The following is a 24,619-nucleotide window of genomic DNA, read 5'->3' as shown; positions in this document are numbered from 1 at the left end:
GCGGTTTTTTTGTGGATGAATGAAGGATATCATTCATATGAATAGAAAAAGGGAGATTTTATTTCACTCATTCCCTGTCAAGCACTCTCATCTTTCGACAGGAGGAAGAAAGGGGTTTTTAGCCGCTGAACAAAACGGGTTTCCTCACATATAATGAAATAAATCATTCATACATTATAATATATGAATGATAAAAATCACTGGAGGATGAGAACCATGGCAACACCGGCAAAGCCGGTCCCCCCTTTGTTGGAAAAGACTTCACAGTCCGCCCGCTTATTTGAAGAGGCGGCCCAATGCATTCCTGGAGGGATCACCGCCAACATCAAGCATTTTGATCCCTACCCGTTGTTTATGGAATCGGCTTCAGGTGCCCGTATGCGGGACGTGGACGGGAATGAATACATCGATTACAACTTGTGTTATGGCGCGTTGATGTTGGGTCACGGTCATCCGGGAGTGCGGCGGGCGGTGGCGGAGCAGTGGGAAACGATGGGCAGTTTCGTCTTTGGGGCTCCCCATGCCTTGGAAGCTGAAATGGCCCGTAAATTGATCGATCTCTATCCGGGTATTGAGTTGATTCGCTTTACCAATTCGGGGTTGGAGGCGACGATGTTGGCTGTTCGTCTCGCCCGCGGCTGGACGGAAAAACGAAAAATCGCAAAATTTGAGGGCCATTATCACGGGGGCTATGACCCGATGCTGATCAATGTGCAATCCCGGAATCGGAAACGGGGGGAACGGCCGCGGCCGGTGGTGGATTCCAGGGGCGTCTTGGATGAATACCAGGATCAGACAGTGGTTCTTCCCTTCAACGACTGGGAAGCATCCCTGGAGATTTTGGAAGAAGAGAAGAACGATTTGGCCGGCGTGATCCTGGAGCCGGTGCAGGGCGGATTTATTCCCCCTGACCCCGTATTTCTCCGTTCGCTGCGGGAATGGACGAATAAGCAGGAGATCCCGCTGATCTTTGACGAAGTGAAAACAGGGTTCCGTCTCGGTCTGTCCGGCGCGCAAGGCCGTTATGGAATCACTCCCGATCTGACCACACTGGGCAAGGTGCTGGGGGGAGGGTTTCCCGTAGGCGCGGTGGGCGGCCGGCGGGCGATCCTGGAGACAGCATCCCCGGTACATCGAGGGGATGTCCTGTCTGGTAACGAAAATCAGACTCACAGTCGGGATGTTCTCTTTCACAGCGGGACCTACAACGGTCATCCGACGGTATTGGCGGCCGGATTGGCCACCATTTCCCATTTGGAATACGAGGGAGTGTTCGCTAAGGTGGAGGAAGCAACCCGGCTTTTGCGGAATGGGATGGAGGAGATTTTGGCGCGTTGGGGATGTTCGGGAAGTACGCTGGGGGATGGGACCATCTTCAATGTGATGTTGTCGGAGCAACCGGTACAAAACGGGACAAAGAGAGATGCGGCCTACCCTTGTCTGAGGCGTGAACTGGATATTCATCTGTTGGAACGGGGGATATACATTAAACCCATGAATCGTTTCTCCCTGTCAACAGCACATACTCCAGACGTGGTGGCCGAGACGTTGGATCGGTTTGAGGAAGGGGTGAAACGGCTGACTGGAAAGGAGTGAGTATTTATCAACGAATCATTTGATCAGCGGGTTTTGCAAAAGAGCGGCGGGATGAGCAAATCGCACCGCAAGATCGCCGCTTATGTGGAACGGCATCCGGATACGTCCCCGTTTCTGACCGCGGCCAAGCTGGCTAAAAAAACGGGGGTAAGCGAGGCAACCGTCGTGCGGTTTGCCGTCTCTCTCGGTTACACGGGTTATACGGAAATGCAGCGGAGTCTGCAAGAACGGCTGCGGGAGAGATTGACCACGGTGGAACGGCTCCATATGGCGGAGGATTTGTACCCGGAAGAATCCCGTGTGGCTTTTGAGGTGTTACAGGATGATTTAAGCAACCTGAAGCAAACGGTTAACCAGCTGAACCCCCGTTTCTTCGCCGATGCGGTAAATCGAATCGGTTCAGCGGAGAACATCGCTGTCGTCGCTTTTCGCAGCTCCCACTCGCTCGGCTATTTTCTCACTTTCTATCTCGATTTGATCCTGAAGAACACGGAACTGGTCATCCATTCCGATACGATGTTTGAACGACTCTCTGCTTTGGGAGAGAACGATCTGGTGATCGGGATCGGCTTTCCCCGCTATACGGCCCGGACGGTGCAAGCCCTGCAATATGCCCGATCACGGGGTATTCCCACCCTGGCTTTGACCGATTCAAACGGATCCCCGCTGGCGCGGGAAAGTGACGTCTATCTGATCGCTTCCAGCCGTTTGCCGTCTTATGTGGACTCCTTTACGGCTCCCCTCGCCTTGATCAACGCTTTACTGACGGCGGTGGGGCGCACGTATAAGAAAAAGGCGGCCAAGCGGTTGGAGGAGATGGAGCAGCTGTGGGATCGGGAAGGCATCTATTTTCCCGATGGATGAATTTGTCCGAGGGCAACTGCCTGCATGTCCGGGAGTCGGCGGGGAACAATGAAGGGGAATCGTTTTAACGCTACAGTTCGCAGATGTGAGAAGAAAGGTGGTGGGATGGCTGCGATCCTTTGCGCTTTTTGCAAGAGATCGAAGGCGGCCCACCAACCCGATCAACCCACGCTCATAACACTCTCGTATACATGCAACTGTAGCAACGAAAAGGAGGCTGACGATGAAAGAGAATCGAAAAACCAAGGCAGCCGAGCTGATGGAGGAGACGGACACTCCCCTTCCTTCCGGCGGATATACGGAGGGGACCCCTTTAGACGTGGAAGTGGAGACCAACAAGCAGAAGGAAACGGAAGGACGGAACCGGCCTTCCACCTGAGAAACGACGAGCGGATCTTTGTTAGTCCGCTCGTCGTTTCTTTTTCCGACACCATTCGATTTCAAATCCCAAAATTCGAAATTCGTGATATAATCAATAGATGGGTTTTGTTGGCTTTTTTTCAATGATTTCTCTCTTTCTCTGTCAGTAGAGCGGTTTTTACCTGTTGAACGTCTTCTGCGTACTTGGCATGGGTGAGCCGGATCAGGTCGTGGAAGACAGATCCGACACCGGTATCCAATAGATCCAGTCCTTTTCGGGTGATGCCGCCGGGGACCGCCACCCGTTCTTGCAGGCTCTTTAACGTAAAGCCGCCCTCCGTTAGCAAGCGTCCCAAACCATCCGTCATCTGGGTAACCAGGGCGAGGGCCTGTTCCCGTGAAATATTGGTTTCTTCCACCGCAGCATCGGCTAACTTTTCCAACAAATGGGCTAAAAATGCGGGAGAGCAACTGGCCAGGTCGGAGGCGATCCGGACATGATCTTCCTCAATCACCAAGGGGCGGCTGATGGCTGAAAACAGATTCCACAATATTTCCCGGTCTGTTGCGTGAAGGCGCTCACCCGGGATGAAGAGGGAATGACCCGCGTGAACCGCCTGGGTGATGCTGGGGATGATTTTGGCCACCTTGGCCGGCAGCCATTCTTCCAGATCCCGGATCATCACCGGGCTGGTGATGGAGATTGCAATCTGATCCGATCGTACGCAATCCTGGATTTCTTCCAACACATGTCGAAATTCTCCGGGTTTGACGCAAAGGAAGAACAGGGAGGATTGCCGGACCAGTTCCCGGTTGTCGGCCGCCACGCGAAGACCGGGATAGTTCCTGGCCAACTCTTCCGCTTTGTTCCGGGTGCGGTTATGGACAACGATCTCTTCAGGGGCTAGCTTGTCGGCGTGAATGAAAGATTGGATCAGGGTGCGCCCCATGCTTCCCGTTCCGATAAAGCCGATCGCCACATCGGTCCCTCCTTTTCCATGGATCGCGGATCATGTCAAAAATGATTCCATATCAGGCTATGCGGGCGGCCTGTGATTGATGATGAAAGGTGGCAGCTTGAAAATCGGAGGGGATCACGATGTGGGTGGATGAATGGAGCGCCCGGGAGAAGAAATGGGCGACGGCGGCGGGAGTATTGGCCTTGGCATTGGTGGGGATGGTGCTGTATTCATGGTGGGCCGGGGATGACAGGAAAGCGGAGAGCCTTCCCGGACCGGGAACAAACGAGTACCAGCCGCTCCAACCGGTGGAAAATACGGCGGACAGCGATCGGAAAAAGGAACCGGCGGAGTTGGTGGTCGATGTGAAGGGGGCGGTGAAAAAGCCGGGGGTGTATCGGCTTCCGCCGGGTTCCCGGGTGGAAGATGCGGTTAAACGGGCGGGAGGTCCCGCCGGGAAAGCGGATATGGATCGGGTGAATCAAGCCCAACCCTTGACGGATGGAATGGCGCTCTTTGTTCCCGCAGAAGGGGAGGAGGACGTTCCCCTCGCGGGCGATTCATTCCCGGCTGCGGGAGGGTCAGGGGAAGCCGGGGCCGTCAATCTGAATACCGCTACCCAGGAGCAGCTGGAATCCCTCAACGGGATCGGCCCTGCCAAAGCGGAAGCCATCCTCCGCCACCGGGAAGAACACGGACCGTTCTCCTCTGTGGATGAACTGGTACAGGTGCCCGGCATCGGGGAAAAAACGCTGGAGCAATTGCGGGATCAAGTGACAGTGGACTGATAGGGGTTTTCGGGTGTTTTTGTTGGTTTGCTGCGCCGAGAGAAAAAGAAGCCCCCAGGTGGGAGGTTGATGACAAACTTCTTCATAAGGGAAGAGGGGACCGATTACCGGTGGAGCGCCTTTTGCACTAGGGCGTGTCTGGTAATTCAATCTTTCGTGAGTAGAAGGGAGGGGCGGTTGGCTGGCGGAGAGCCTTTGCGTTTTTTGCAACGAAACGAAGACAGCCATACCGACCTGGGATCCCGCACTACGGATTGTTCAGACACGCCCTAAAGCACAAGCCTCGCTACAGTCACTTCGTTCCCAGGTCTCACTTTGTCATTACTCTGAGAAGCCCCCAGGTGGCTTCTTTTTCTCTTGGATAATGATTCCCCGATTCACTTTTCGGTTTTCATATACGTCTTTTCGAGATCCGTTTTTCTCCATCTCGTATCCACCATTAATTATGTTAAGTGAGATTCTCATACCCCGAGTTAAAAATGGAGATGATGGAAAGTGGATATGAATTGAACAGAGCGGGAGGAATAGGAATCGATGAGGGATAAAGAAGAGAAAATCGCCAAACCGGTGGCCTTGCTCGGTTGGAGTTTGCCGATGATGGAGGCGGCAGACCGGCTTAACCGTCCTTTTGTCGTGGTGGGACCGCCCGGTTGTGAAGCGTACGCGAAAAAATATGATCTTCCTTTTATCGGCTGGGATTTTGACAAGCTGAATAAAGAAACAAAGATGGAACAAAGGTATGAACGTGCGGAGGAATTATATAACCGGATGAGAGAGTTTGGAGCGGATCTGGCCATTCCGTTGTTTGAAGAAACCGTTGAATGGGCGGGGGCGTTAAACGCACATATTCGGAAGGATCCTCGTCTATTCCATCATTCACTTCTTTTCAGACACAAGGCCAAAATGAAACGGAGAGCGTTGATCGGTGGATTGAAAGTGGGCGTGTTTGAGGAAGGAGAAAGCAAAGAAGATGTGAGGAGGTTCCTTAGGCGGGTGAATGAAGTCCACCTGAAACTGGACGGAGAGGGGCTGGAGCCGATTCACATCAAGGCATTCGACCGGGCCGGTGCGGCTGGACATCGTTTGATCCGGACGGAAAACGATATCGAAAACCAATTGAAGGATGACAACTTCCCCTGCCTGATGGAAAGCCATCTGGACGGTGTGGAAGTGTCGTGTGAAGTGTTTATTCACAAAGGAAAGATACAATTCCTCAATATCACGGAATATGTCGTGTTCGGCCACTCCATGATGGCTCCGCCCTCTCCTGAAATTGAAAAGCGACGGCCCCAGGTCCGGGCAGCTTGTCAGCAATTAATCGATGCATTTGACATTAAGTACGGTGTGATTCATCCCGAATTCTTTCTCGCAGATCACGGGCCCATCCATTTCGGGGAGGTGGCTTACCGGGTTCCCGGTGGCCATATCTATGAGTTGATCCAACGGACCTACGGATTCAGCCCCTTTGAAGCGCACTTGCTGTGCTGTGATCCGGACACGATGGAAGAAGAGCTACTCGGATTGTTTCCCGATGAAACAAAGCCCAACGGACATGCCGGCAGCTTGCTGGTTTATCCGCGCGTCAAAGAAATAAAGAGTCTTCGGATTCCGAAAGAACTGGAGGAACACCCCGGATTTGACCGGCACAACATGTTTACTCCGGTCGAACGGAAAGTGGCGGACAGGGAAGGGTACGGCAATCACCACGGTACCGTGTTTTTTTATCATGGGGATAGTGAGCAGGTGAGGACACCGCTTACCGATTTCGTTGATTACGATTTTTACATCTGAATCCGGTGGGGTCGCGAAAAAGCAATGGGAGCAATTCAGATCGGAAGGAGGATATGAGTATGGGCATGGATATGGCGGAAAAGGAAAGAACGGCACGGTTGGCACAGGCATTGGATCTCCTGGATCAAGCAAAGCCCTTTGCGAAACAACTGTACCAAAACCAATTTTTTCAGGAAGCGACGCGCCTGATGGATACGATGGAAGGCATGGGGTCGCTGAACCGATTCGCTGACCGTTTTGACGATGCCGGTGTGTTTGAAGGGGGGCCATGGCAGGATCCGTCCAAATTGCAACCTAATCTTGTAAACAGTTCCCTGCGGGTGGACGGGCTGGAATCGGTGGTGGCTTTGTTGAGTGAACTTCGAATGCTTTCGATTGCAAAGGGAAGGCATAAACATGAGAAAGTCTCCGCCGAAAAGGCGAGAGATTATCTGAACGAAGTGATGGCCCTTAATCTCGATTTTATTTTTCCAGAGGAAACCGAGGAGGCGAGGATAGAGCAAGGGAAGGAAACAGAACGTGCGCAACGTTTGTTCAAGGTGATTGTCGATGAACTTTCGCTTAAAGCGATTTCAAAGACATTAATCCAAGAAATCAGGCGGCTGTCCGTCCAACGTCCGATCATGGTGCAGCGGATTGTATTGATGATTCGCAAGGCGGAACAGTTGTTGCACACGGACGTAGAGGAAGAGGACCGGAAGGAAATCGAGCGTTACCATTCCGCGATTTCCCGGCTGACGCCCTTGAGCCGGGAGTATCCCGATTATAAAGATTACCGCCGGCAATTGAAAACACTGGCGGAAAAAGAGCTGGAAAAGGAAGCGGGCGCCTTTGCGGATTCCATGAGGGAAACAGGACTCGTTTCTCCCTATCACGTGATTGTAGTCCGTTACCTGAACCGTACCAACCCGCACCTTCTCCCGGTGGCTCTCAGATTGAACGATAAAGGGGCGGCCAACCTGGATGAACACAACAAGCTGATTCGAGGAATGGTTAAGGTGGCGATTCACATCCCCACCCGGCAATCCTTGTACGGACTGGCCCGTTTGCTGGAACGCGGGGTATTGTCCCACCATCCGGTGAGCCCCAGTTTGCGCCGGTTGATTGAACTGGATCTGCAACGCGATGTCCGACAAACGATGTTGGATATTTTTCCGGAAACGGAAGGGTTGGCGGCAAATGACATCTTGTTGGCCGGTGTGATCAGTGTGTTGGGTCAACCGCTGGGGATCGGACAGGGGCTAAATCCCACCTGTCAAAGTGCCCGTGCTCTCAGTCTGTGGTCGATCCATGCTCCGGGGAACCTGTTACACCTGGTGGCGAGAGCGGCCCGAGACGGCGATATTGACATGACTTTTGAGGGGGATGTGATTCATTCCAAATTTTTGCCCGGCGGGTTATCCCCGGAACTGCACAAAGAACTGGATCCGGTATCCCTGGTCTTGGTACCGCACTTGGACCGGATTTACGCAGAAATGGTCAGGCGGGTGCAATTTCGGTTGGACGATCCCCATAAGTGGGTCAATCCCGCCTTCTACGGAGAGTGGATCTCGAGGGGGTTTGCCAAGGTTTTCGACCACATCACGGGGAATGTAACCGATTATCCCGCATTTGTCCGGCTTTTCTATGCCACGCATCACCCGGAATACAATGAAGGTTACGAGTTGATCTATCCCAATCCCGTAGGGATCTGTGTTACGACGGTTCATGGTAAAATGCTCGGTTTTCACGCTGTTTCCATCCAACGGATTGCTAAAGATCCGGAGGGTGAATACCGCATCTATTTCTACAATCCCAACAACGACAGTTCGCAAAACTGGGGTCAGGGCATTGAACCGGCGGTGCAGGGTCACGGTGAAGTGGAAGGGGAATCTTCCCTGCCGTTCCATGAGTTTGTCTCCCGTCTGTACGCCTTTCACTTCAACCCGTATGAGCAAGGTGACGCTTTTGCCGTGGAGGATGACATCGTGGCCAAAATTGAGACGCTGGCCCGGGAAAGTTGGGGACAGGAGTACAATTGGACGGGAAAAAATATGCTTGGATAATCGGCACGTCTCCGGCGGAAAAGGCGATCTCCGCTGGAGACTAAAACAATTTTTTAAACCAAATATTCATACATTCCAGTCTTCCGTCAATGTTACTGTTTTGCACCATCCGTCCGCCGCAGGTGAAGCCGTTCCGGACGCTGATCAAATTCATGCCGGTGGAAACGGCACGCGCATAGCAAAACAGGGTTTGTACTCCTTTCCGCTTCATCCGTTGGATCTGACAGGAGAATTGGTGGGACAGCAAGCGGTGGTTTCGATGGGCGGGCAAAGTGGCGCAATCGGTGAGTTCGGCGGAATTGAATGTGGGCAAAAGATCGGCCGAACTGGCACTGACAATGCGTCCCCGGTATTTGACGAGTGTAAAATAGACCTGTTGGTCCATCATCTCTTCAATATACGAAGGATCATTCATCGGAGTGGGGTACGTTTCAAATACACGGTCATACAGTCGGGACATTTCTTTTGCATCTTCTTTGGTGGCGTAGGTCATGATATAGCCCTTCGGCAGAGGGGGATTGACGGATTCCTTGTTGTCTCTTCTCACCCTCTCCATGACTTGTTCCGCTTCCGCTTTTGTCACGGGCCTGTTCCGTTCCGGGTTCAGGAATGTGGCGTAGATGTACGCGGTCTCCCCGCGGAAAAACCCGCCGATATATCCTTCGTAAACAAAGTTCCGTTCCTTCATGGTCTTCCGATCGTGCCTTTTTACATAGAAAATCAGTTTGTCGCACTTCTCCTTTTCACCCAGAGCGGTCAGGTATCTCATCGTCTCTACATCGTAACCGTCCGGAAGTCCATACACTTTGATCCGGCGGCTGATCGGTTCCACATTTACGGTTGTGTTCACCGGGGTAGGCCGGGAAACCAAATCGCGGGGCACACTCATCGGATACTCGTTTGCCTCCCCATTACTGTTTTGCTTCCTTTCTTCATACATATAAACAGCCCCGATGGGTTTAGAACGCAACTCATGAATCGTCCCTCGTAACAATGGTTCGACTCCCTCAACCATAGTTCACCTGGATGAAGGAAGCCCGTTACAGGAAAGTGTGCATACACAAAAAACCCCCCTCAAATGCGAGGGGGGAAGTCGGGAGTTACGCTCCTTGCAGAACCGCGCGCACCTTCTCCAGCGCCCAATCCAGCTCTTCACGGGTGATGGTGAGCGGCGGGGCAAAACGGATGGTGTTTTCGTGGGTTTCCTTGCACAGAAGACCGGCATCGGCCAGCTGTTCACAGTAGGGCCGTGCGGGGCCGTGCAATTCCACCCCGATGAACAAACCTTTTCCGCGGATTTCTTTGATATCGGGGTTTTTGATCTTTCTCAGTTCGCTGATAAAGGTTTCTCCTAGTTCACGGGAGCGCCGCGTCAGGTCTTCTTCCACCAGGACATCCAAGGCGGCGATGGCGACTGCGCAAGCCAAGGGATTGCCGCCGAAGGTGGATCCATGGGAGCCCGGTTCAAACACGCCGAGGACGTCTTCGTCCGCGGCTACGGCGGAGATGGGCAAAACGCCGCCGCCGAGGGCTTTCCCCATGATAATCAGATCCGGCCGGGCTTCATCCCAATCACAGGCGAAAAGCTGACCGGTCCGCCCAAATCCGGTCTGAATCTCGTCGGCCACGAACAACACGCGGTTTTCCCGGCAGATGTCGGCAGCCTTTTTCAAAAATCCTTCCGGCGGCACGATCACACCGGCTTCCCCTTGGATCGGTTCCACCATAAAAGCGGCGGTGTGGGGAGTGATGGCCTGGCGAAGCGCCTCTTCGTCTCCGTAGGGGATCACCTTGATTCCAGGCAGTAAGGGACCGAAACCCCGTTTATATTCATCGCTGGAAGAAAGGGAAACGGCAGCCAGTGTGCGGCCGTGGAAGTTCTCTTCACACACGATGATTTCCGCTTGGTTTTCCGGTACCCCTTTTTTATCGTAGGCCCACCGACGTACGGCTTTGATGGCGGTTTCAACTGCTTCCGCACCGGTGTTCATGGGCAGTACCATCGATTTGCCCGTCAATTGGGCCACCCGCTCGTAAAACAGTCCCAGCTGGTCATTGTGGAACGCCCGGGAGGTGAGCGTTACTTTATCGGCTTGCTCCTTGAGGGCTTGGATCAGTCTGGGGTGACGATGACCATGGTTGAGGGCGGAATACGCACTCAGCATGTCCATGTAACGGTTGCCGTCCGCATCCTCCACCCAGACGCCTTCCGCTTTGGCGATCACGATCGGCAGGGGATGGTAGTTGCGGGCACCGTGTTTTTCCGTCAGTTCGATCAAGGATTGATTTCGCGACATGTAGACTCCTCCTTCTCACACAGGTTGGCCGGTCGTCCAGCAGAGGGACATCGGGCTCACTTTCTCTAGTGTATACCAGCAAACCCCTGTGGAGAAGGTTTCTCGGTAAAATGGATAACATTAAGGAAAAGCTTATAAATATGAGGAAACTTTTTACCGTTGTTTCAATCCACCCTTGACGAGGCGTCATTCCCCCGATATAATGGAACACAAGTTTCACGCATGTGCGACAATTCCATAGCTGAAAGATTACTCTTATCCAGAGCGGCGGAGGGAACGAGCCCGATGAAGCCCGGCAACCCCGACGAATGTCGGAAGGTGCCAATTCTCGCAGTCCTGATGGGACTGACAGATAAGGGGGGAGAAACCCTAAACCCATCCCTTCCTTATCGGAAGGGTTTTTATTTTCCCGCTTATAAAGTCAGTGGGGATCGAATCAGCGGAGGATCTGATCGAAGACCTGGATCAAGCATTGAAGAAAGCACAGGAACCGACACGAGTATAAGGGATGAACTATCTCCTCCATTTTTGTTGGAGGAAAGGCAAGGGAGAGAGAAACATGGATTGGGATGGACGTCATCGCAAAAAAGAACGGTTGCGTACGGAAACCTTATTGGCTCAAATCGGAAACGGCCGGGAGCCCCGCACGGGTGCCATCAGTTTCCCGGTCTACAACTCCACCGCTTACCAGCATCCGGCCCTGGGGGAATCGACGGGATACGACTATACTCGGACGGCGAACCCCACCCGGACGATTCTGGAAGAAGCCATTGCCGAGTTGGAAGGCGGTGACGCCGGTTTTGCCGCCAGCTCCGGCATGGCGGCGATCCAAACGGTGATGAGCCTTTTTTCTCAGGGGGATCACCTGATTGTCTCCTTGGATCTGTATGGGGGAACATACCGGCTGTTTGAGGAGGTGTGGACCCGGTACGGCCTCTCCTTCAGCTATGTGGATTTACGGGATGAAGAGGCAGTAAAAGCGGCGGCCACCCCCCGCACGCGGGGAATCTTTATCGAATCCCCCACCAACCCCTTGATGCGGGTGACGGACATCCAAGCCATCTGCGAGCTGGCGAAAAAAAGAGGGTGGCTCTCCATTGTGGACAACACGTTTATGACTCCCTATTGTCAACGTCCGTTGGAGTTGGGGGCGGACGTGGTATTGCACAGCGGCACCAAATATCTGGGGGGTCACAATGACGTTTTGGCCGGTCTGATTGTCACCCGGGGAGAGGAATTATCCACCCAGGTAGGCACGTTGCACAATGCGATTGGTGCGGTTCTCTCCCCTCAGGATTGCTGGTTGTTGATGCGGGGGATGAAAACGTTGGCCCTGAGAATGGAGAAACATCAGGAAAATGCGATGGCGCTGGCACAATTTTTGGGGAATCACCCGGCGGTGGATGGGGTTTTTTACCCCTCTCTTCAGGAGAAGGAGCGCCGGGTGCAGGAAAAGCAGAGTGACGGGTTTGGGGGAATGCTTTCTTTCCGCATCTGCGAGGCAGAATGGGTGCCTGTTTTCCTCCAATCCCTGCAAGTGCTCTCCTTTGCGGAGAGCCTGGGGGGAGTAGAGAGCCTAGTCACCTATCCTGCCACCCAAACCCATGCCGACATCCCCGAATCGGTGCGGCTGAAGGTTGGCGTTTGCGATCGGTTGTTGCGTGTTTCTGTCGGTATTGAACATCTGGATGATCTGACGGGCGACTTGTCCCAGGCTTTGGACCAGGCCCGCTGTACCGTGACTACGGGAAAGGGTGTGTAAAGCGATGAAGTTTGGAACTCGATTGTTACACAACGGCAACGAGATCGATCCCGTCACGGGGGCGGCCAGTATTCCGCTGTACCAAGCATCCACGTTTCATCAGGAGGATGTGGACCAGCCGGGTTCGTTTGACTACGCCCGGTCCGGCAATCCCACCCGGCATGCGTTGGAAGAGACGATCGCCCAATTGGAGGGCGGTTGCCGTGGATTTGCTTTTGCTTCCGGGATGGCAGCGATCTCCAGCACGTTGTTCCTGTTTTCATCAGGAGACCATTTGGTGGTATCCAAGGATCTGTACGGCGGGACGTTTCGCGTCCTGACCGAAGTGTTGCCTCGGATGGGCATTCAAGCCGACTTTGTGGATACTACGGACCTGACGGCGGTGGAAGAGGCGGTTCGGCCGGACACCCGGGCGATTTACGTGGAGACCCCGTCCAACCCCACCTTAAAGGTGACCGATCTCAGGGGAGTGGCTGATATTGCTCGTCGACACGGTCTTACGACCATTGTCGACAATACGTTCCTCACTCCGTATTTTCAGCGGCCCCTGGAGCTGGGGGCGGATATCGTCATCCACAGCGCCACCAAGTTTATCGGCGGCCACAGCGATGTCGTCTCCGGGTTGGTGGCGGTCAAAGATCCTGCTGTCGCCGATCGCTTATACGGATTGCAAAACGCACTGGGAGCCGTGTTAGGTGTACAGGATTCGTGGTTGACGATGCGCGGTTTAAAAACATTGGCAGCCCGGATGGAAGCAGCCACCACCTCCGCCGGCCGCATCGCTGAGGCCCTCTCCCGCAACCCGGAAGTAAAACAGGTCTACTACACGGGTCTTCCCGATCATCCGGGACACAGTCTCCAGGCGTCTCAGGCGAGTGGTCACGGCGCGGTTTTCTCCTTTGATTTGGGAAGCGGAAAAAAAGTGAGGGAAGTACTGTCTCAGGTGCGTCTGCCCATCGTCGCTGTCAGCTTGGGAGCGGTGGAAAGCATTCTCTCCTACCCCGCCTGCATGTCTCATGCCGCTATGCCGGCAGAGGAACGTCAGGCCAGGGGGGTAACGGACGGCTTGCTGCGTCTTTCCGTCGGCTTGGAGGATCCGGACGACTTGTTGGAGGATCTGGAGCGGGCCATCGATGGCCGCCGTCTTCTCTCCGTCTCCTCTGAATGGCGGGCCTCCATCGTGTGAGATTCTTTTTCTCGCTTCTCGTGTTGTTAGGGCTCGTCTGGTCATTCATTTTTCCGAGAGAAAGAGAGAGGGTTGGTATGGCTGGCGGAGAGCCTTTGCGCTTTTTGCAAGAGATCGAAGACAGCCCACCAGCCCGACCAACCCACGTTCCTATACACTCTTCGTACAAATGCAACTGTAGTACTGTACTAGGCCGCCTCCTCCCCCTGGGAGAAGGCGGTTTTTCGCTTGGATGGTTTGTTGTACAATGGGGTGGATACGTTAAACAAAGGAGCCTGGGCTGTTATGACGATTAAATCGGATAAATGGATCCGCCGCATGGCGACGGAGCAGGGGATGATTGAACCCTTTGTCGAGCAGAATGTGGGAAAAGGGGAAGCGATCAGTTTTGGTTTATCCAGTTATGGTTACGATTTGCGGGTGGGGGACGAGTTTAAGATCTTCCATAATGCGCTGATGCCGGTAATCGATCCGAAGGCGATCAGCGGGGACTCATTCCTGGATTACAAAGGAGAGGTTTGCATTATTCCGCCCAACTCCTTCGCGTTGGCCACCTCAGTGGAATACTTTCGGATTCCCGAAAATGTGCTGGCTGTCTGTGTGGGGAAATCCACCTATGCCCGTTGTGGAATCATCACCAATGTGACTCCTTTTGAGCCCGGATGGGAAGGGCATGTCACCTTGGAAATCTCAAATACCACCCCGTTGCCGGCCAAGATTTATGCCAATGAAGGCTTATGCCAGGTTTTGTTTTTGGAAAGTGACGAGACTTGTGAAGTCTCCTACCGAGCCAAACAGGGAAAATACCAAAACCAACGGGGAATCACCCTGCCCCGCATTTGATTGGCCGCCCGCCCGCTAGGGGTAGGGCGGATTTTTTCATGTCTTTTTTCAAACGGAATAGTTCAAAAATTGTACATAAACTGAACACCAAAACCGGGTAAAGAGGGAGTAGAATAAGAGATAAGAATTTCATTTTACATTCCAGTGGAAATAAAGCGCTGTCGTAAAATAGTCAGAAGATTCAATTGGAGGGATCAATCATGGCAAAAATTAGAGGGAAATTCGTCATGGGAGGCGTTCAATCCGGTCCGGTACTGAACCAGTTGGAAGTGGGGGATGAGCTTTCCCTCATCGGTGCGTTTGGCAAAGTGACGAATGTCAATATCTTGGAGAGTTACAAATTTGACGGGCGTAAAGTGTACGTCACAGATAAATTGGGCTTAATTTACGCCGATGAAGTGGTGGCGGTCTCTATACCGGCCTGGCGCAAAGCGGTTGCCAAGGATCAAGAACGGGCGGGCTGAGGCTATACGATCATGATGATAAAAAAACCGACCTGATGGGGTCGGTTTTTTTGTTTATATCCTCCACTCGTGCAGTTCCAGCCGCCGGACGCCTTCCGTCACATAGGGGTCGTTTTCGGCTAATTCTTTTGCTTCTTCCAAGGAATCGGCGATGTAGACCACCATCCCGCCGGTACCATCGGCGAAAGGCCCCTTGGCAAATATTTTCCCCTGCTTTTCAAGGGCGTTTAAGTATTCCAGGTGTTGAGGCCGGTACGTTTGGTTCAGTTCCGGCTTTTCCATATGCAAGATTGCGGCAAAGTGTGCCATTAGGCCCGACTCCTCTCGTTTTTGTCATAGGGGGGATCAGCTTCGGCGGAAATACCCCATCACATCCACGGTTTGTGTAATGTTGACAAAGGCTTGGGGGTCGGCGGAGGCGACCCAGCGTTTCACATCCGGCAGTTCGTACCGGGAGATGACGGTGAGGAGGACTTGGCGCTTCTCTTGGGTATACGCTCCTTCCCCATCCAGGACGGTGATGCCGCGGACGAGATTGGAAAGGAGTTTCTTTTTGACCGCATCCCCTTTTTGGGTGATGATCATTAGTGTCAATTTCACATGGCGCGTGTGGATGGCGTCAATCACCTTGCCGGTGACATAGATGGACGCCATGGTGTACAAAGCCAGATCCCAGTCGAAAACAAAGCCGGAGATAAAGACGACAACGGCGTTTAAGGCGAAGATCAGCGCTCCCAGGGGCAGCTCTTTTTTCAGGGTGAGCACCATTCCGATGATGTCAAACCCTCCCGTGGAACCGCCGGAGCGAAAGATCAGCCCGGTGGCGATCCCTACGATGACGCCGCCGAATATGGCGGACATGATGGGATCATTGGATATGGCTTCCAAGGGAATGAACTGCATGCTGACAGCGGTGACCGCAATCGAAAGAAGGCTGTAGATGATGAAGCGATTGCCCAGCTTCAGATAGCCCAGGATGAGGATGGGCACGTTCAAGAGAAAGATGATCACCCCGGTATTAAGGGGAGTGACCAGTCCCAGGATCATGGCGATCCCGGAGACGCCCCCGCTTAAAACCTTATGGGGAAGCAGCATCATGTTGAAGGCAAAACCGATCAATGCGGATGAAACGATGATGTTCATCCAATGCAGGGCGCGGGCGAGCAATCCAATTCTCCTCTCAAACATCGAAACTAAGGCCGAAAGCGGCCCTGATAATGACGCCTTGATCGTATCATGGGGGAAGCCTGGGAGCAAATGTTTTCGGCAGAGAAAAAGCCGGAAGGGATCTCCTTCCGGCTAGGGCGTATCTAAACAATCCGTAGGGCGAGATCTCGGATTGGTATGGCTGTCTTCGAGCGCATAGCGAGCCCGGGAACGAAGTGACCCAGGCGAGACTTGTGCTCTGTGAGTGCAATAGCGAACCAAAAGTCATACCAACCCTTTCTTTTCTCATGGGAAAATGAATGACCAGTCCGTCCCTAATCTACTTTAATTTCGATGAAATTGGTCAAATTGTTGGCGCAAGGCTGCAAGGGTCAACTCCAACGTGTCCGGGACACCCCAGTCGGCTTCCATTATCACCGATTCATCGCCGACACCGACAGCAAACATCTGTGCCTGTCGAATGGCTTGGATGCCTGCTTTTGCGTCTTCGATGCCCAGACAGTGAGCGGGTGGAAGTCCCAGCTGCTCCGCCGCCTTCAGGAAGATTTCCGGATCCGGTTTTCCTTTGGCTAAACGAGCAGGATCGACGATGGTGTCAAAGGCGTCAGCGATCTCCAGTCGTTTCACCACGGCGGGAGCGTTTTTGCTGGCGGATGCCAATCCTATTCGGATTCCCGCTTGTTTTAGTTCCTGCAACAGTTCGCCAATGCCGGGCAGCAAATCCCGAGGGGAGAGGTCGGCGATCATGGCGCGGTAGTACTCATTCTTTTTAGCAGCGAGGATCTGTTTCTCCTCATCACTATATGATCGGGATCCCTGTGCCAGTATCCGCTCCAGCGAGTCCATCCGGCTCAGCCCCTTTAACTTCTCATTCCATTCCCGGTCCAAGGGAAGTCCTAATTCTTCGGCCAAGCGCTTCCAAGCGCGGTAATGGTACTCCGCCGTGTCGGTGATGACGCCGTCCAGATCGAAGATGACGCCTTCCAACTCCGGTTTCATCGCCCGTTCCACCGGTAAGCCGGTCTTCACTTCCACCGGTCGTCCCTGGTGGAAAACGGTGAGCGGCTCTCCCTCCAGCAAGGTGTAAGTCGTCTTCTCCCGAGAGATGTCCACTTCGAGGGAACGGCCTTGAAAGCGGATCCGGAACCGGTAGCGATTCCATGCGTCCGGGATCATGGGCTGAAAGCGAAGCCGCCCCTCCTCCTCCCGCATACCGGCAAAACCGTTTACGATCGACAACCAGGCGCCTGCCATCGAAGCTGTATGAACCCCGTCTTTTACATTCTGATTGTAATCATCCAGATCCATGCGGGCGGTACGCATAAAGTATTCGTACGCCTCTTCCCTATAGCCCAGCTCTGCCGCCAGAATGCTGTGGGTGCAGGGGGAGAGGGAAGAATCGTGGGTGGTGAGCGGTTCATAGTAGTCGTAGTTACGCTTTTTTTCCGCCAGGGAGAATTGATGGGATTGTAAAAACAGGGCCAGTACCAGATCGGCTTGTTTCAACACCTGGTGGCGGTAGATCACCAGCGGGTGGTAGTGCAACAACAACGGATAGCGGTCGGGGGGAGTGTCTTCGAAATTCCAAACCGCTTTTTCCAGAAAGGAATCATCCTGAGGGATGATGCCGCGCTCCGGGTCATAGGGAATGTACATACCGTCCGAGGCTTGCTTCCACTCTGCCACTTCCCCGTCCGTCAATCCGATCTTATCTGCCAATGCTGTCCAAGCATCGGGGTGCTCTTGCCGCATGTGTTGTGCGGAGGTGTAGGCATATACCAGATGATCTTGGGCCATCAGATTGGTGTAAGCATTATTGTTGACGATGGCGGTATACTCATCGGGTCCCGTTACGCTGTTGAGGCAGAAGCCCTTGCCGGGAATCCAATCCCCCAGATCGGCCCAAAAGCGGGCGGTTTCAAACAACATCTCCGCTCCGCACTCCAGGAAAAAGGACTGATCGCGGGTGGCGTTCATATACCGTTTTAGAGCATGGATGATGTCGGCATTGATATGGTACTGGGCCGTTCCGGCAGGGTAATAGGCGGAGGTTTCCTCTCCTCCGATGGTGCGCCAGGGATAGAGTGCTCCCCGGTGAGAAAGCTCCCGTGCCCGTTCGCGGGCGTAATCCAGGATGTGATAACGATATTCCAGCAGTTTCCGTGCAATCGTCGGGTGGCTGTAAAGAAATGTGGGGAGGATGTACGTTTCCGTGTCCCAGAAGTAATGTCCCTCATATCCTTCCCCGGTCAATCCTTTGGCACTGATGTTGGTCTTGCCGTCTCTTCCCGTCGACTGAAGCAGGTGAAAGGCATTAAAACGAACGCCTTGCTGCAGGGCGGGATCACCTTCGATCCGGATATCGCTGTGTTCCCAATATTGGTCCAGGAAGCGCCGTTGCTCAGCCGCCAGCTTGTCAAATCCGGCATCCAGGGCGGATTTTACTTCCGCTGTGGCTGCTTTCAGCAAACGCTCTTCCGGCGTGTCCTTGGATGTTACATAAGAGAGGGTTTTGGTCAGATGGACGGATTGTCCTTTTTTTGCCTGGAGATCCCAGCGGATGAGTGCCCGGTCTTTTTCCCGGATCGAATCGACTTCGACTTTAGCAGTCGTCTCCATCTGATGATCCATGGCGGATGCCAATGTGAAACCCGTATGAGTCGTCCGCTGTTGCAAGGCGCCTCCCGTTGGGGTGAGCAAAACCTCCTCCGTGTTTAATACCGGACCGGCGAAAGCGGATCCCGTCCTCGGGTCGCCACCGGTGATCTGGTTACTCACTTCCCCTTCCAGGGAGGACTCCAGCCGCAGATGGCCGTCAAAGTTGAGGGCCTCGACGGTATAATGGATGGCGACTACATGCCGACGGGTGAAGGAAACCAGCCGCTGGCTGAGGAGACGGATTTGATGCCCCCGCGGCGACTCCCAGGTGGCTTCCCGGATCAAGAGTCCTCTTTTCAGATCCAGTGTTCGCTTATGATTCTGGATCCGGCCGTGAAAGAGGTGGAAAGGTTCCCCTTCCACCCAGAGACGAATCCGCTTGCCATCGGTTACATTGAGCAGCGTTTGGCTGTTTTTGGCGTAACCATAGGCTCCCTCGCCGTATATGATCGGCTCTGATTCATAGAAACCGTTAAGATAGGTGCCGTCAACCGATTGGCCATCCGGGCCGTGCCACCCTTCTTCCAGGTTTCCCCGCAGGCCGATGGTGCCGTTTCCGGTGGCAAAGATGGTTTCATTGCGCAAGTGGTGCTCGGTTTGGTAGGTTTCCTCGACGACCTTCCATTCGTCAAAGGGGTAGATTGCTCGTGGACGTGGATTACTCATGGAATCCCCCTTTTGTTTCATAGCCATGTAGTTTCAGGACTTTTTAATCAATTCCATGCTCTATTATACAGGAAAACGTTTTCCTGTCGAATGTTTTTGGGGTGTTATCCATTGGTACTTTTCGTTGTTCACATGATTGCAATCAAGGATAGTCAATTTAGGGTATCTTCCGTTTTTCCTTCATATGATACAATGTTTGCAGGAAGCAAGGAGGGTGTAAGCGGTGGCAGATCAACGTTCATTCAACCCAGAAAGTTCAGGGGAACACAAGGGGAGCGGCGAGAAAAACGGTCGTTGGTTGCGCGCTCTTTTATTCGCATTTTTGGTACTTTTCACCTTATTTGTCGTTGGTAGTATGGCCACTGTAGGGGCTGCGGCAGGCTATGTCGCTTCTCTTGTGAACGAGGAGCCCATACGGGAAAGGGAAGAATTGGAAGGGAAGATTACGGGTTGGTCACAAACGAGTTACGCTTATTTTCAGGACGGCAAGGCGATTGGACGTCTGCGGGTGCAGGAAGGGGACCGAAAAGTGGTGACCCACGAAGAGGTGAGTCCTCACTTGGTCCATGCCTTGATTTCCACTGAGGACCGCGAGTTTTATGAACATGATGGGGTGGTGCCCAAATCCATCCTGCGCGCGGCTTGGCAGCAAGCGACGGGAAGCCAGGTCCAAACCGGCGGAAGCACCATCACCCAGCAGCTGGTGAAGAATATCATTCTGGACAATCGGGCTCAATCCCTTGACCGTAAAGCAAAAGAGATTTTTTTGGCGTTGCGGATGGAGCACTTTTTTAGTAAAGACCAAATATTGGATGCTTATCTGAACTCTTTGTATTTCGGGAAAGATATCAATGGTCGCCATATGCTGGGAGTGCAGGCTGCCGCCCAGGGAATGTTCGGGGTGGACGCCAAGGATCTGAACCTGTCCCAGGCGGCGTACATTGCAGGCATGGTGCAGCGTCCCAATGCCTACAACCCTTTCCGGGGAGAAGAGAATCTCAAATATGGGACCAAGCGGATGCAGTGGGTGCTGCGAAAAATGGAGGAAACCGGCTCCATCTCGGAGGCGGAGAGTAAAGAAGCCGCTTCCTTTGACATCGCCGGCTCTCTGGCTGAAGAGGAAGACCAGCCCACTACGGCCCACATCAGATATCCATACATCACCATGACTGTGGAACTGGAAGCAGCCAAGATCTTGATGAGAGAGGACGGGTTGGATGCTCAGAAGCTGAGCGAGGAAGGAAAATACTTAGAAACGCTTCAGGAATACAAAAATAAGGTGTGGGGCGGCGGTTACCAAATCCATACCACAGTCGATCAAAAGCTGTATGATGCCATTAATGAAGCGGCTCTGAAAGACAATTTGTACGCCAGGCCCACTACTTTCACTTTGAATGGCAGAGAATACAAAAATGCCAAGGAGCAGGTGGGGGCTACCCTGCTCGATACCAAAACAGGGGCCACGCTGGCTTTTGTCGGTGGACGGGACTTTGAAGAAGACCAAAACAACTATGCATTTGATACCTCCCGCCAACCGGGCTCCACCATCAAACCGTTGTTGGATTTTGGTCCCGGATTGGATAAAGGGGTTATTTCACCGGACTCGATCATTATCGACGAACCCTTGAAGGCTAGATACGGCAATCATGTTTATCGAAACTACACCAATCGGTACTCCGGTGCGATGACAGCCAGGGATGCCCTGAAGTTATCGATGAACATCCCGTCTATCAAGGTATTACGGTCGGTCGGGGTGCAAAACGGATTTGAATATCTGGAAAAGATGAACTTCCCTGTTCATGAGAACGACGGGGAAGCATCAGCTATCGGTGGATTCACCCGCGGGTTTGACGTGCAGCGCATGACAGCCGGTTACGCCATGATGGGCAATGAAGGGAAGTTTAATGAGCCTTATATCATTGAACGGATTGAAGACTCCGCCGGTAACGTGGTATATCAACACCAGCCGGATCCGGTTCAGGTCTTCTCTCCCCAAGCGGCGTACTGGACTACGGACATGTTGCGTGATGTGATCCGATCGGGGACCGGTACGTATATCGGCGCTCGGGCGCCGGGGTATGATTTAGCGGGCAAGACGGGAACGACTCAAAATACCAACGATGTCTGGTTTATCGGCTATACTCCGGATATTTCCTTGGGAGTCTGGACCGGTTACGGAGTGAACAAGCGGTTGCCGGATGATATGCGGGCGCGCTATGTGTGGGCCAGTATCTTCCAGGCCTTGATACAAGCGGATCCGGAATTGGTGAAAAAGAACAGTCGGTTCAAATCCCAACCGCCGTACTCCTTCAAATGCTATGAATGTAAAAGAGCGGAGGAAGAAAAAGAAAAAAAGGAGAAAGAGAAAAGAGAGAGAGAAGAACGGAACAATCAGCAGCCTGAGCAACCGCAGCTACCGCAACTGCCCGATAACGGAAATACACCTCCGGGAAATGGCACTCCCGATCCGGGGAATGGATCTCCTGATCCGAACAATCCCGACAACCCCGGTGACGATGTCACCATACCACCGGAACAACCCGATTCGTAAAGGAATTCCTATCAAACGACCCTTTTTCCCTTCAGGGAAAGGGTCGTTTTTTTGTGGGTGAGAAGGAAATATGTCCCAATTAGTCGAATGATGTCACCGAAAGAGGAGGGGGGAAGCCATGGGTGGGAACCGTCCGTTGGTGGCGATTGGGGCAGGTTGGATCACGGGAATCGTAGTCGCCCGCGAATGGGCTCTTGATGTGTGGTGGTGGTTGCTGTTTGCCTTGATGGCGATGGTGGCGGGCGGGGTGTGGGTTTATCGTGTCGGAAGGGGGTGGGGCGTCTGCCTTCTTGCTGTCGGACTCTGTCTGGGCGGGGCTGCCTTTTCCTGGGCGGAGAGCGGCAACCAGACAGTGATCCCGGATGAGAGATCCGGAAGGGAGCCATGGACATTGACGGGAATCGTGGCCGCCCCGCCGGAAGCGGATGGGAACCGCGGACAGTGGACGATGGTGGTGAAGCAGGCCGAACAGACAGGGGGCCGTCTCTTGGATGCGGATGAACCGGTAGTGGTTCAGGTTCGGTTTGATCACCCTGGCGAGAAGGAAGCGATTCTAGCTTTGAAACGGGGGCAGACCATCCGTTTTCCGGCCGCTTTAAAGGCTCCGGACTCCGCCCGCAATCCGGGAGCTTTCGATTACCGCACCTATCTCTACCACCGCGGCATTCATTGGGTGGCGGTGGTGGAGTCGGGTAAGCAGGTGGAAGTGCTGGATCCGACTCCTTCCTGGCGGAGTGAGCTGGATCGCTTTCGCCACTTTCTGGGAGAACGGGTGGAGGCGATTTATCCGGAGGAGACAGCTGGATTGGTGCGCGGGATGCTCCTGGGGGAGAGAAAACAGGTTCCGCCGGTGGTGGAGGAGAACTTCATCCTTTTGGGATTAATCCACCTCCTGGCGATCTCGGGCTTACATGTGGGTGTCTTTGTCGGCTGTTTGTTCGGCGGGTTGCAATGGTGCGGCGTGACTCGGGAACGGGCCGTTATTCTAACGATGCTGGCGATTCCGTTCTATGTGCTGTTGACAGGGGTGGGAGCACCGGTGGTAAGGGCGGGGACCATGGCGGCTCTCGCATTGCTGGCTGTGCGATTGCGACAATTTTCCGATGGACTCTCTTTTTTGGCGGTGGCAGCAATGGCGATGCTGATCTGGAATCCGTATTGGCTGTTTGAGGCCGGATTTCAGCTTTCCTTTACGGTCACAGGAGCGTTGTTGTTGGCGGTACGTCCGTTGGCCCATGTCCTTCCTTTCCCCTGGCTGCGCCTCAATCAACTGGTGGCCGTCACCGTGACGGCCCAAATGGCGTCCCTGCCCCTGGTTTTACACCATTTTCGGGAAATCTCCCTTCTGTCGGGGGTGCTGAATCTGGTGGTGGTTCCGGTTGTGTCGGTGATGGTGATCCCAACGGCATTTTTGGCCTTGTTACTTTCCTTGGTTTCCGATGGATTGGCTTGGTTACCGGCACAGTTTTCCTCAACGATCCTGGCATGGACCACGGCTGTCATCCACCCGATCGCCGCATGGACGGAAAGCCGGGTGGTGGTCTCCCCGCCTTCCTGGGGTTGGATCGCCTTGTATGCCATTACCTGTGGGGGGCTGCTCGGGGGAATTACGGGTGGGCCGTTGGTTCGTCGCCGGATGCTGCCGGGGGCACTTGTGTTGATCTTGATTCTTGGCTGGTGGGTGTGGCTACCGGCGGGTTGGAGCAAGGGGGAGTTGCGCATCACGTTTCTCGATGTGGGCCAGGGGGATTGTGCCGTGATCGAAACCCCGGAAAACCGTGTGATCGTTGTAGACGGGGGAGGAACGCTTCCATTTTCGCGGGAAGATTGGCAACAGCGGAGGCGGGACTATGAAGTGGGAAGGGATGTGGTGGTACCCTATCTGAAATACCGGGGGATCAGGCGTATAGATGAACTGGTGCTGTCTCATGGGGATGCTGACCATATCGGCGGAATCCGGGCAGTTGCTCGTCGTTTTCCGGTAAAACAGGTGATCCGCAATGGGCATCCGCCTCAAAGCGGGTTGGAAGAGGAGTTGATGGAAATCCTTTTCTCCAGAGGAGCCAGTGTTCGGGTTCCCGATGTGGGAACCGCATGGGAAGTGGAGGCGGGAATCCACTTGCAGTTTCTCCACCCGGGAGAGGATTTGGGGAGCGACCCGAATAATGACTCTGTTGTTTTTTTATTGACGGCTTTTGACCGACACATTCTCATGACCGGCGATATCGAAGAGGAAGCGGAACGGCAGATCATCCGCCGGTGGGAACTCCCGCCGCTGGATCTGTTGAAAGTGGCTCACCACGGCAGCCGCACATCCACTGGGCAAGTTTGGTTAGATCATTCCCGCCCCCGCATGGCGATTATTTCCGCCGGTCGTAACAACCGATACGGACACCCCTCCCCGGAAGTGGTGGAACGTTTGCAAATGCGTGATATTCCCTTATGGCGTACGGATCGGGACGGTGCCGTCACCTTTATCCTGAACAAATCGGGCTGGCGAGTGGAGACGATGGTGGACAGAAAATAAAAGTGACTAGTGCCCTTCAGGTAACTTCGATCTGTTTTTCATGGCCTTTACGCGGACAAGTCGGTCGGCTTGGTTTTCCGTCTTCGCTCCATGCG

General features: G+C 53.7%; 18 protein-coding genes and 1 riboswitch. Of the genes, 12 read left to right on the top strand and 6 right to left on the bottom strand.

Annotated elements, in window-relative coordinates; genetic code table 11:
- The first annotated feature begins 216 nt into the window (after positions 1-216).
- From JOE21_RS05380 to JOE21_RS05370, 3 genes are all read left to right on the top strand, one after another.
- Positions 217-1,596 (top strand): aspartate aminotransferase family protein, encoded by a 1,380-nt coding sequence (locus JOE21_RS05380; RefSeq protein WP_309863337.1) that lies wholly within the window; start codon positions 217-219, stop codon positions 1,594-1,596.
- A gap of 33 nt (positions 1,597-1,629) precedes the next feature.
- Positions 1,630-2,460, top strand: a complete 831-nt coding sequence (locus JOE21_RS05375; protein WP_309863334.1) for a MurR/RpiR family transcriptional regulator — start codon at positions 1,630-1,632, stop codon at positions 2,458-2,460.
- Positions 2,461-2,683: 223 nt separating this feature from the next.
- On the top strand, positions 2,684-2,839 hold the full coding sequence (locus tag JOE21_RS05370; protein ID WP_309863331.1) for a hypothetical protein: 156 nt from the start codon (positions 2,684-2,686) through the stop codon (positions 2,837-2,839).
- Between the two features lie 121 nt (positions 2,840-2,960).
- Here JOE21_RS05370 and comER read toward each other — a convergent pair whose 3' ends face one another.
- Positions 2,961-3,800 carry a late competence protein ComER gene (gene comER, locus JOE21_RS05365; protein ID WP_309863328.1) on the bottom strand — a complete coding sequence of 280 codons (840 nt, stop codon included), beginning with the start codon at positions 3,798-3,800 and terminating at the stop codon, positions 2,961-2,963.
- A gap of 119 nt (positions 3,801-3,919) precedes the next feature.
- Here comER and JOE21_RS05360 point away from each other — a divergent pair, with 119 nt between their 5' ends.
- The 3 genes from JOE21_RS05360 to JOE21_RS05350 all read left to right on the top strand — a co-directional run bounded on the left by JOE21_RS05360 (position 3,920) and on the right by JOE21_RS05350 (position 8,403).
- Positions 3,920-4,567: a helix-hairpin-helix domain-containing protein gene (locus tag JOE21_RS05360; RefSeq protein WP_309863326.1), complete on the top strand. Its 648-nt coding sequence runs from the start codon at positions 3,920-3,922 to the stop codon at positions 4,565-4,567.
- A gap of 534 nt (positions 4,568-5,101) precedes the next feature.
- Positions 5,102-6,358 (top strand): ATP-grasp domain-containing protein, encoded by a 1,257-nt coding sequence (locus JOE21_RS05355; protein WP_309863323.1) that lies wholly within the window; start codon positions 5,102-5,104, stop codon positions 6,356-6,358.
- Positions 6,359-6,417: 59 nt separating this feature from the next.
- Entirely contained in the window at positions 6,418-8,403 is a 1,986-nt protein-coding gene (locus JOE21_RS05350) for a hypothetical protein (protein ID WP_309863320.1), read from the top strand.
- 40 nt (positions 8,404-8,443) lie between these two features.
- Here the strand turns inward: JOE21_RS05350 and ablB are convergent, their stop codons facing one another.
- Positions 8,444-9,292: a putative beta-lysine N-acetyltransferase gene (ablB, locus tag JOE21_RS05345; protein WP_309863318.1), complete on the bottom strand. Its 849-nt coding sequence runs from the start codon at positions 9,290-9,292 to the stop codon at positions 8,444-8,446.
- A 211-nt stretch (positions 9,293-9,503) separates the two neighbouring features.
- On the bottom strand, positions 9,504-10,700 hold the full coding sequence (locus tag JOE21_RS05340; RefSeq protein WP_309863316.1) for an ornithine--oxo-acid transaminase: 1,197 nt from the start codon (positions 10,698-10,700) through the stop codon (positions 9,504-9,506).
- Between the two features lie 252 nt (positions 10,701-10,952).
- Positions 10,953-11,059: riboswitch (SAM riboswitch) on the top strand.
- A gap of 236 nt (positions 11,060-11,295) precedes the next feature.
- Between JOE21_RS05340 and JOE21_RS05335 the strand changes: the two genes are divergently transcribed.
- The 4 genes from JOE21_RS05335 (at position 11,296) to JOE21_RS05320 (ending at position 14,955) form a co-directional block, all read left to right on the top strand.
- A complete protein-coding gene (locus tag JOE21_RS05335) occupies positions 11,296-12,462 on the top strand; it encodes an aminotransferase class I/II-fold pyridoxal phosphate-dependent enzyme (RefSeq protein ID WP_309863830.1) in 1,167 nt (388 codons plus the stop codon).
- Positions 12,463-12,466: 4 nt separating this feature from the next.
- The gene (locus JOE21_RS05330; RefSeq protein ID WP_309863314.1) at positions 12,467-13,648 is read left to right on the top strand and encodes a trans-sulfuration enzyme family protein; all 1,182 of its coding nucleotides are present in this window, start codon (positions 12,467-12,469) and stop codon (positions 13,646-13,648) included.
- A 228-nt stretch (positions 13,649-13,876) separates the two neighbouring features.
- Complete coding sequence (dcd, locus tag JOE21_RS05325) at positions 13,877-14,491, top strand: dCTP deaminase (protein WP_445347059.1); 615 nt, start codon at positions 13,877-13,879, stop codon at positions 14,489-14,491.
- 200 nt (positions 14,492-14,691) lie between these two features.
- Entirely contained in the window at positions 14,692-14,955 is a 264-nt protein-coding gene (locus JOE21_RS05320; RefSeq protein ID WP_309863312.1) for a hypothetical protein, read from the top strand.
- A gap of 54 nt (positions 14,956-15,009) precedes the next feature.
- On the opposite strand, the gene JOE21_RS05315 is transcribed toward JOE21_RS05320, so the two are convergent.
- The 3 genes from JOE21_RS05315 to pgmB all read right to left on the bottom strand — a co-directional run bounded on the left by JOE21_RS05315 (position 15,010) and on the right by pgmB (position 19,446).
- Positions 15,010-15,264 carry a YciI family protein gene (locus JOE21_RS05315; protein WP_309863309.1) on the bottom strand — a complete coding sequence of 85 codons (255 nt, stop codon included), beginning with the start codon at positions 15,262-15,264 and terminating at the stop codon, positions 15,010-15,012.
- A gap of 36 nt (positions 15,265-15,300) precedes the next feature.
- On the bottom strand, positions 15,301-16,098 hold the full coding sequence (locus JOE21_RS05310) for a YitT family protein (protein WP_309863823.1): 798 nt from the start codon (positions 16,096-16,098) through the stop codon (positions 15,301-15,303).
- A gap of 348 nt (positions 16,099-16,446) precedes the next feature.
- Positions 16,447-19,446 (bottom strand): beta-phosphoglucomutase, encoded by a 3,000-nt coding sequence (pgmB, locus tag JOE21_RS05305; RefSeq protein WP_309863306.1) that lies wholly within the window; start codon positions 19,444-19,446, stop codon positions 16,447-16,449.
- A gap of 223 nt (positions 19,447-19,669) precedes the next feature.
- Between pgmB and JOE21_RS05300 the strand changes: the two genes are divergently transcribed.
- Both JOE21_RS05300 and JOE21_RS05295 read left to right on the top strand, forming a co-directional pair.
- Positions 19,670-21,997, top strand: a complete 2,328-nt coding sequence (locus tag JOE21_RS05300) for a transglycosylase domain-containing protein (RefSeq protein WP_309863303.1) — start codon at positions 19,670-19,672, stop codon at positions 21,995-21,997.
- A gap of 118 nt (positions 21,998-22,115) precedes the next feature.
- Entirely contained in the window at positions 22,116-24,524 is a 2,409-nt protein-coding gene (locus JOE21_RS05295) for a DNA internalization-related competence protein ComEC/Rec2 (protein WP_309863301.1), read from the top strand.
- The last annotated feature ends 95 nt before the right edge of the window (positions 24,525-24,619 follow it).

Origin of the sequence: Desmospora profundinema, assembly GCF_031454155.1 — a bacterium.
In the GTDB taxonomy this organism is placed as follows: domain Bacteria; phylum Bacillota; class Bacilli; order Thermoactinomycetales; family DSM-45169; genus Desmospora; species Desmospora profundinema.
Note: the sequence above shows the minus strand (reverse complement) of the source record. Positions and strands in the feature narration are given on the sequence as shown.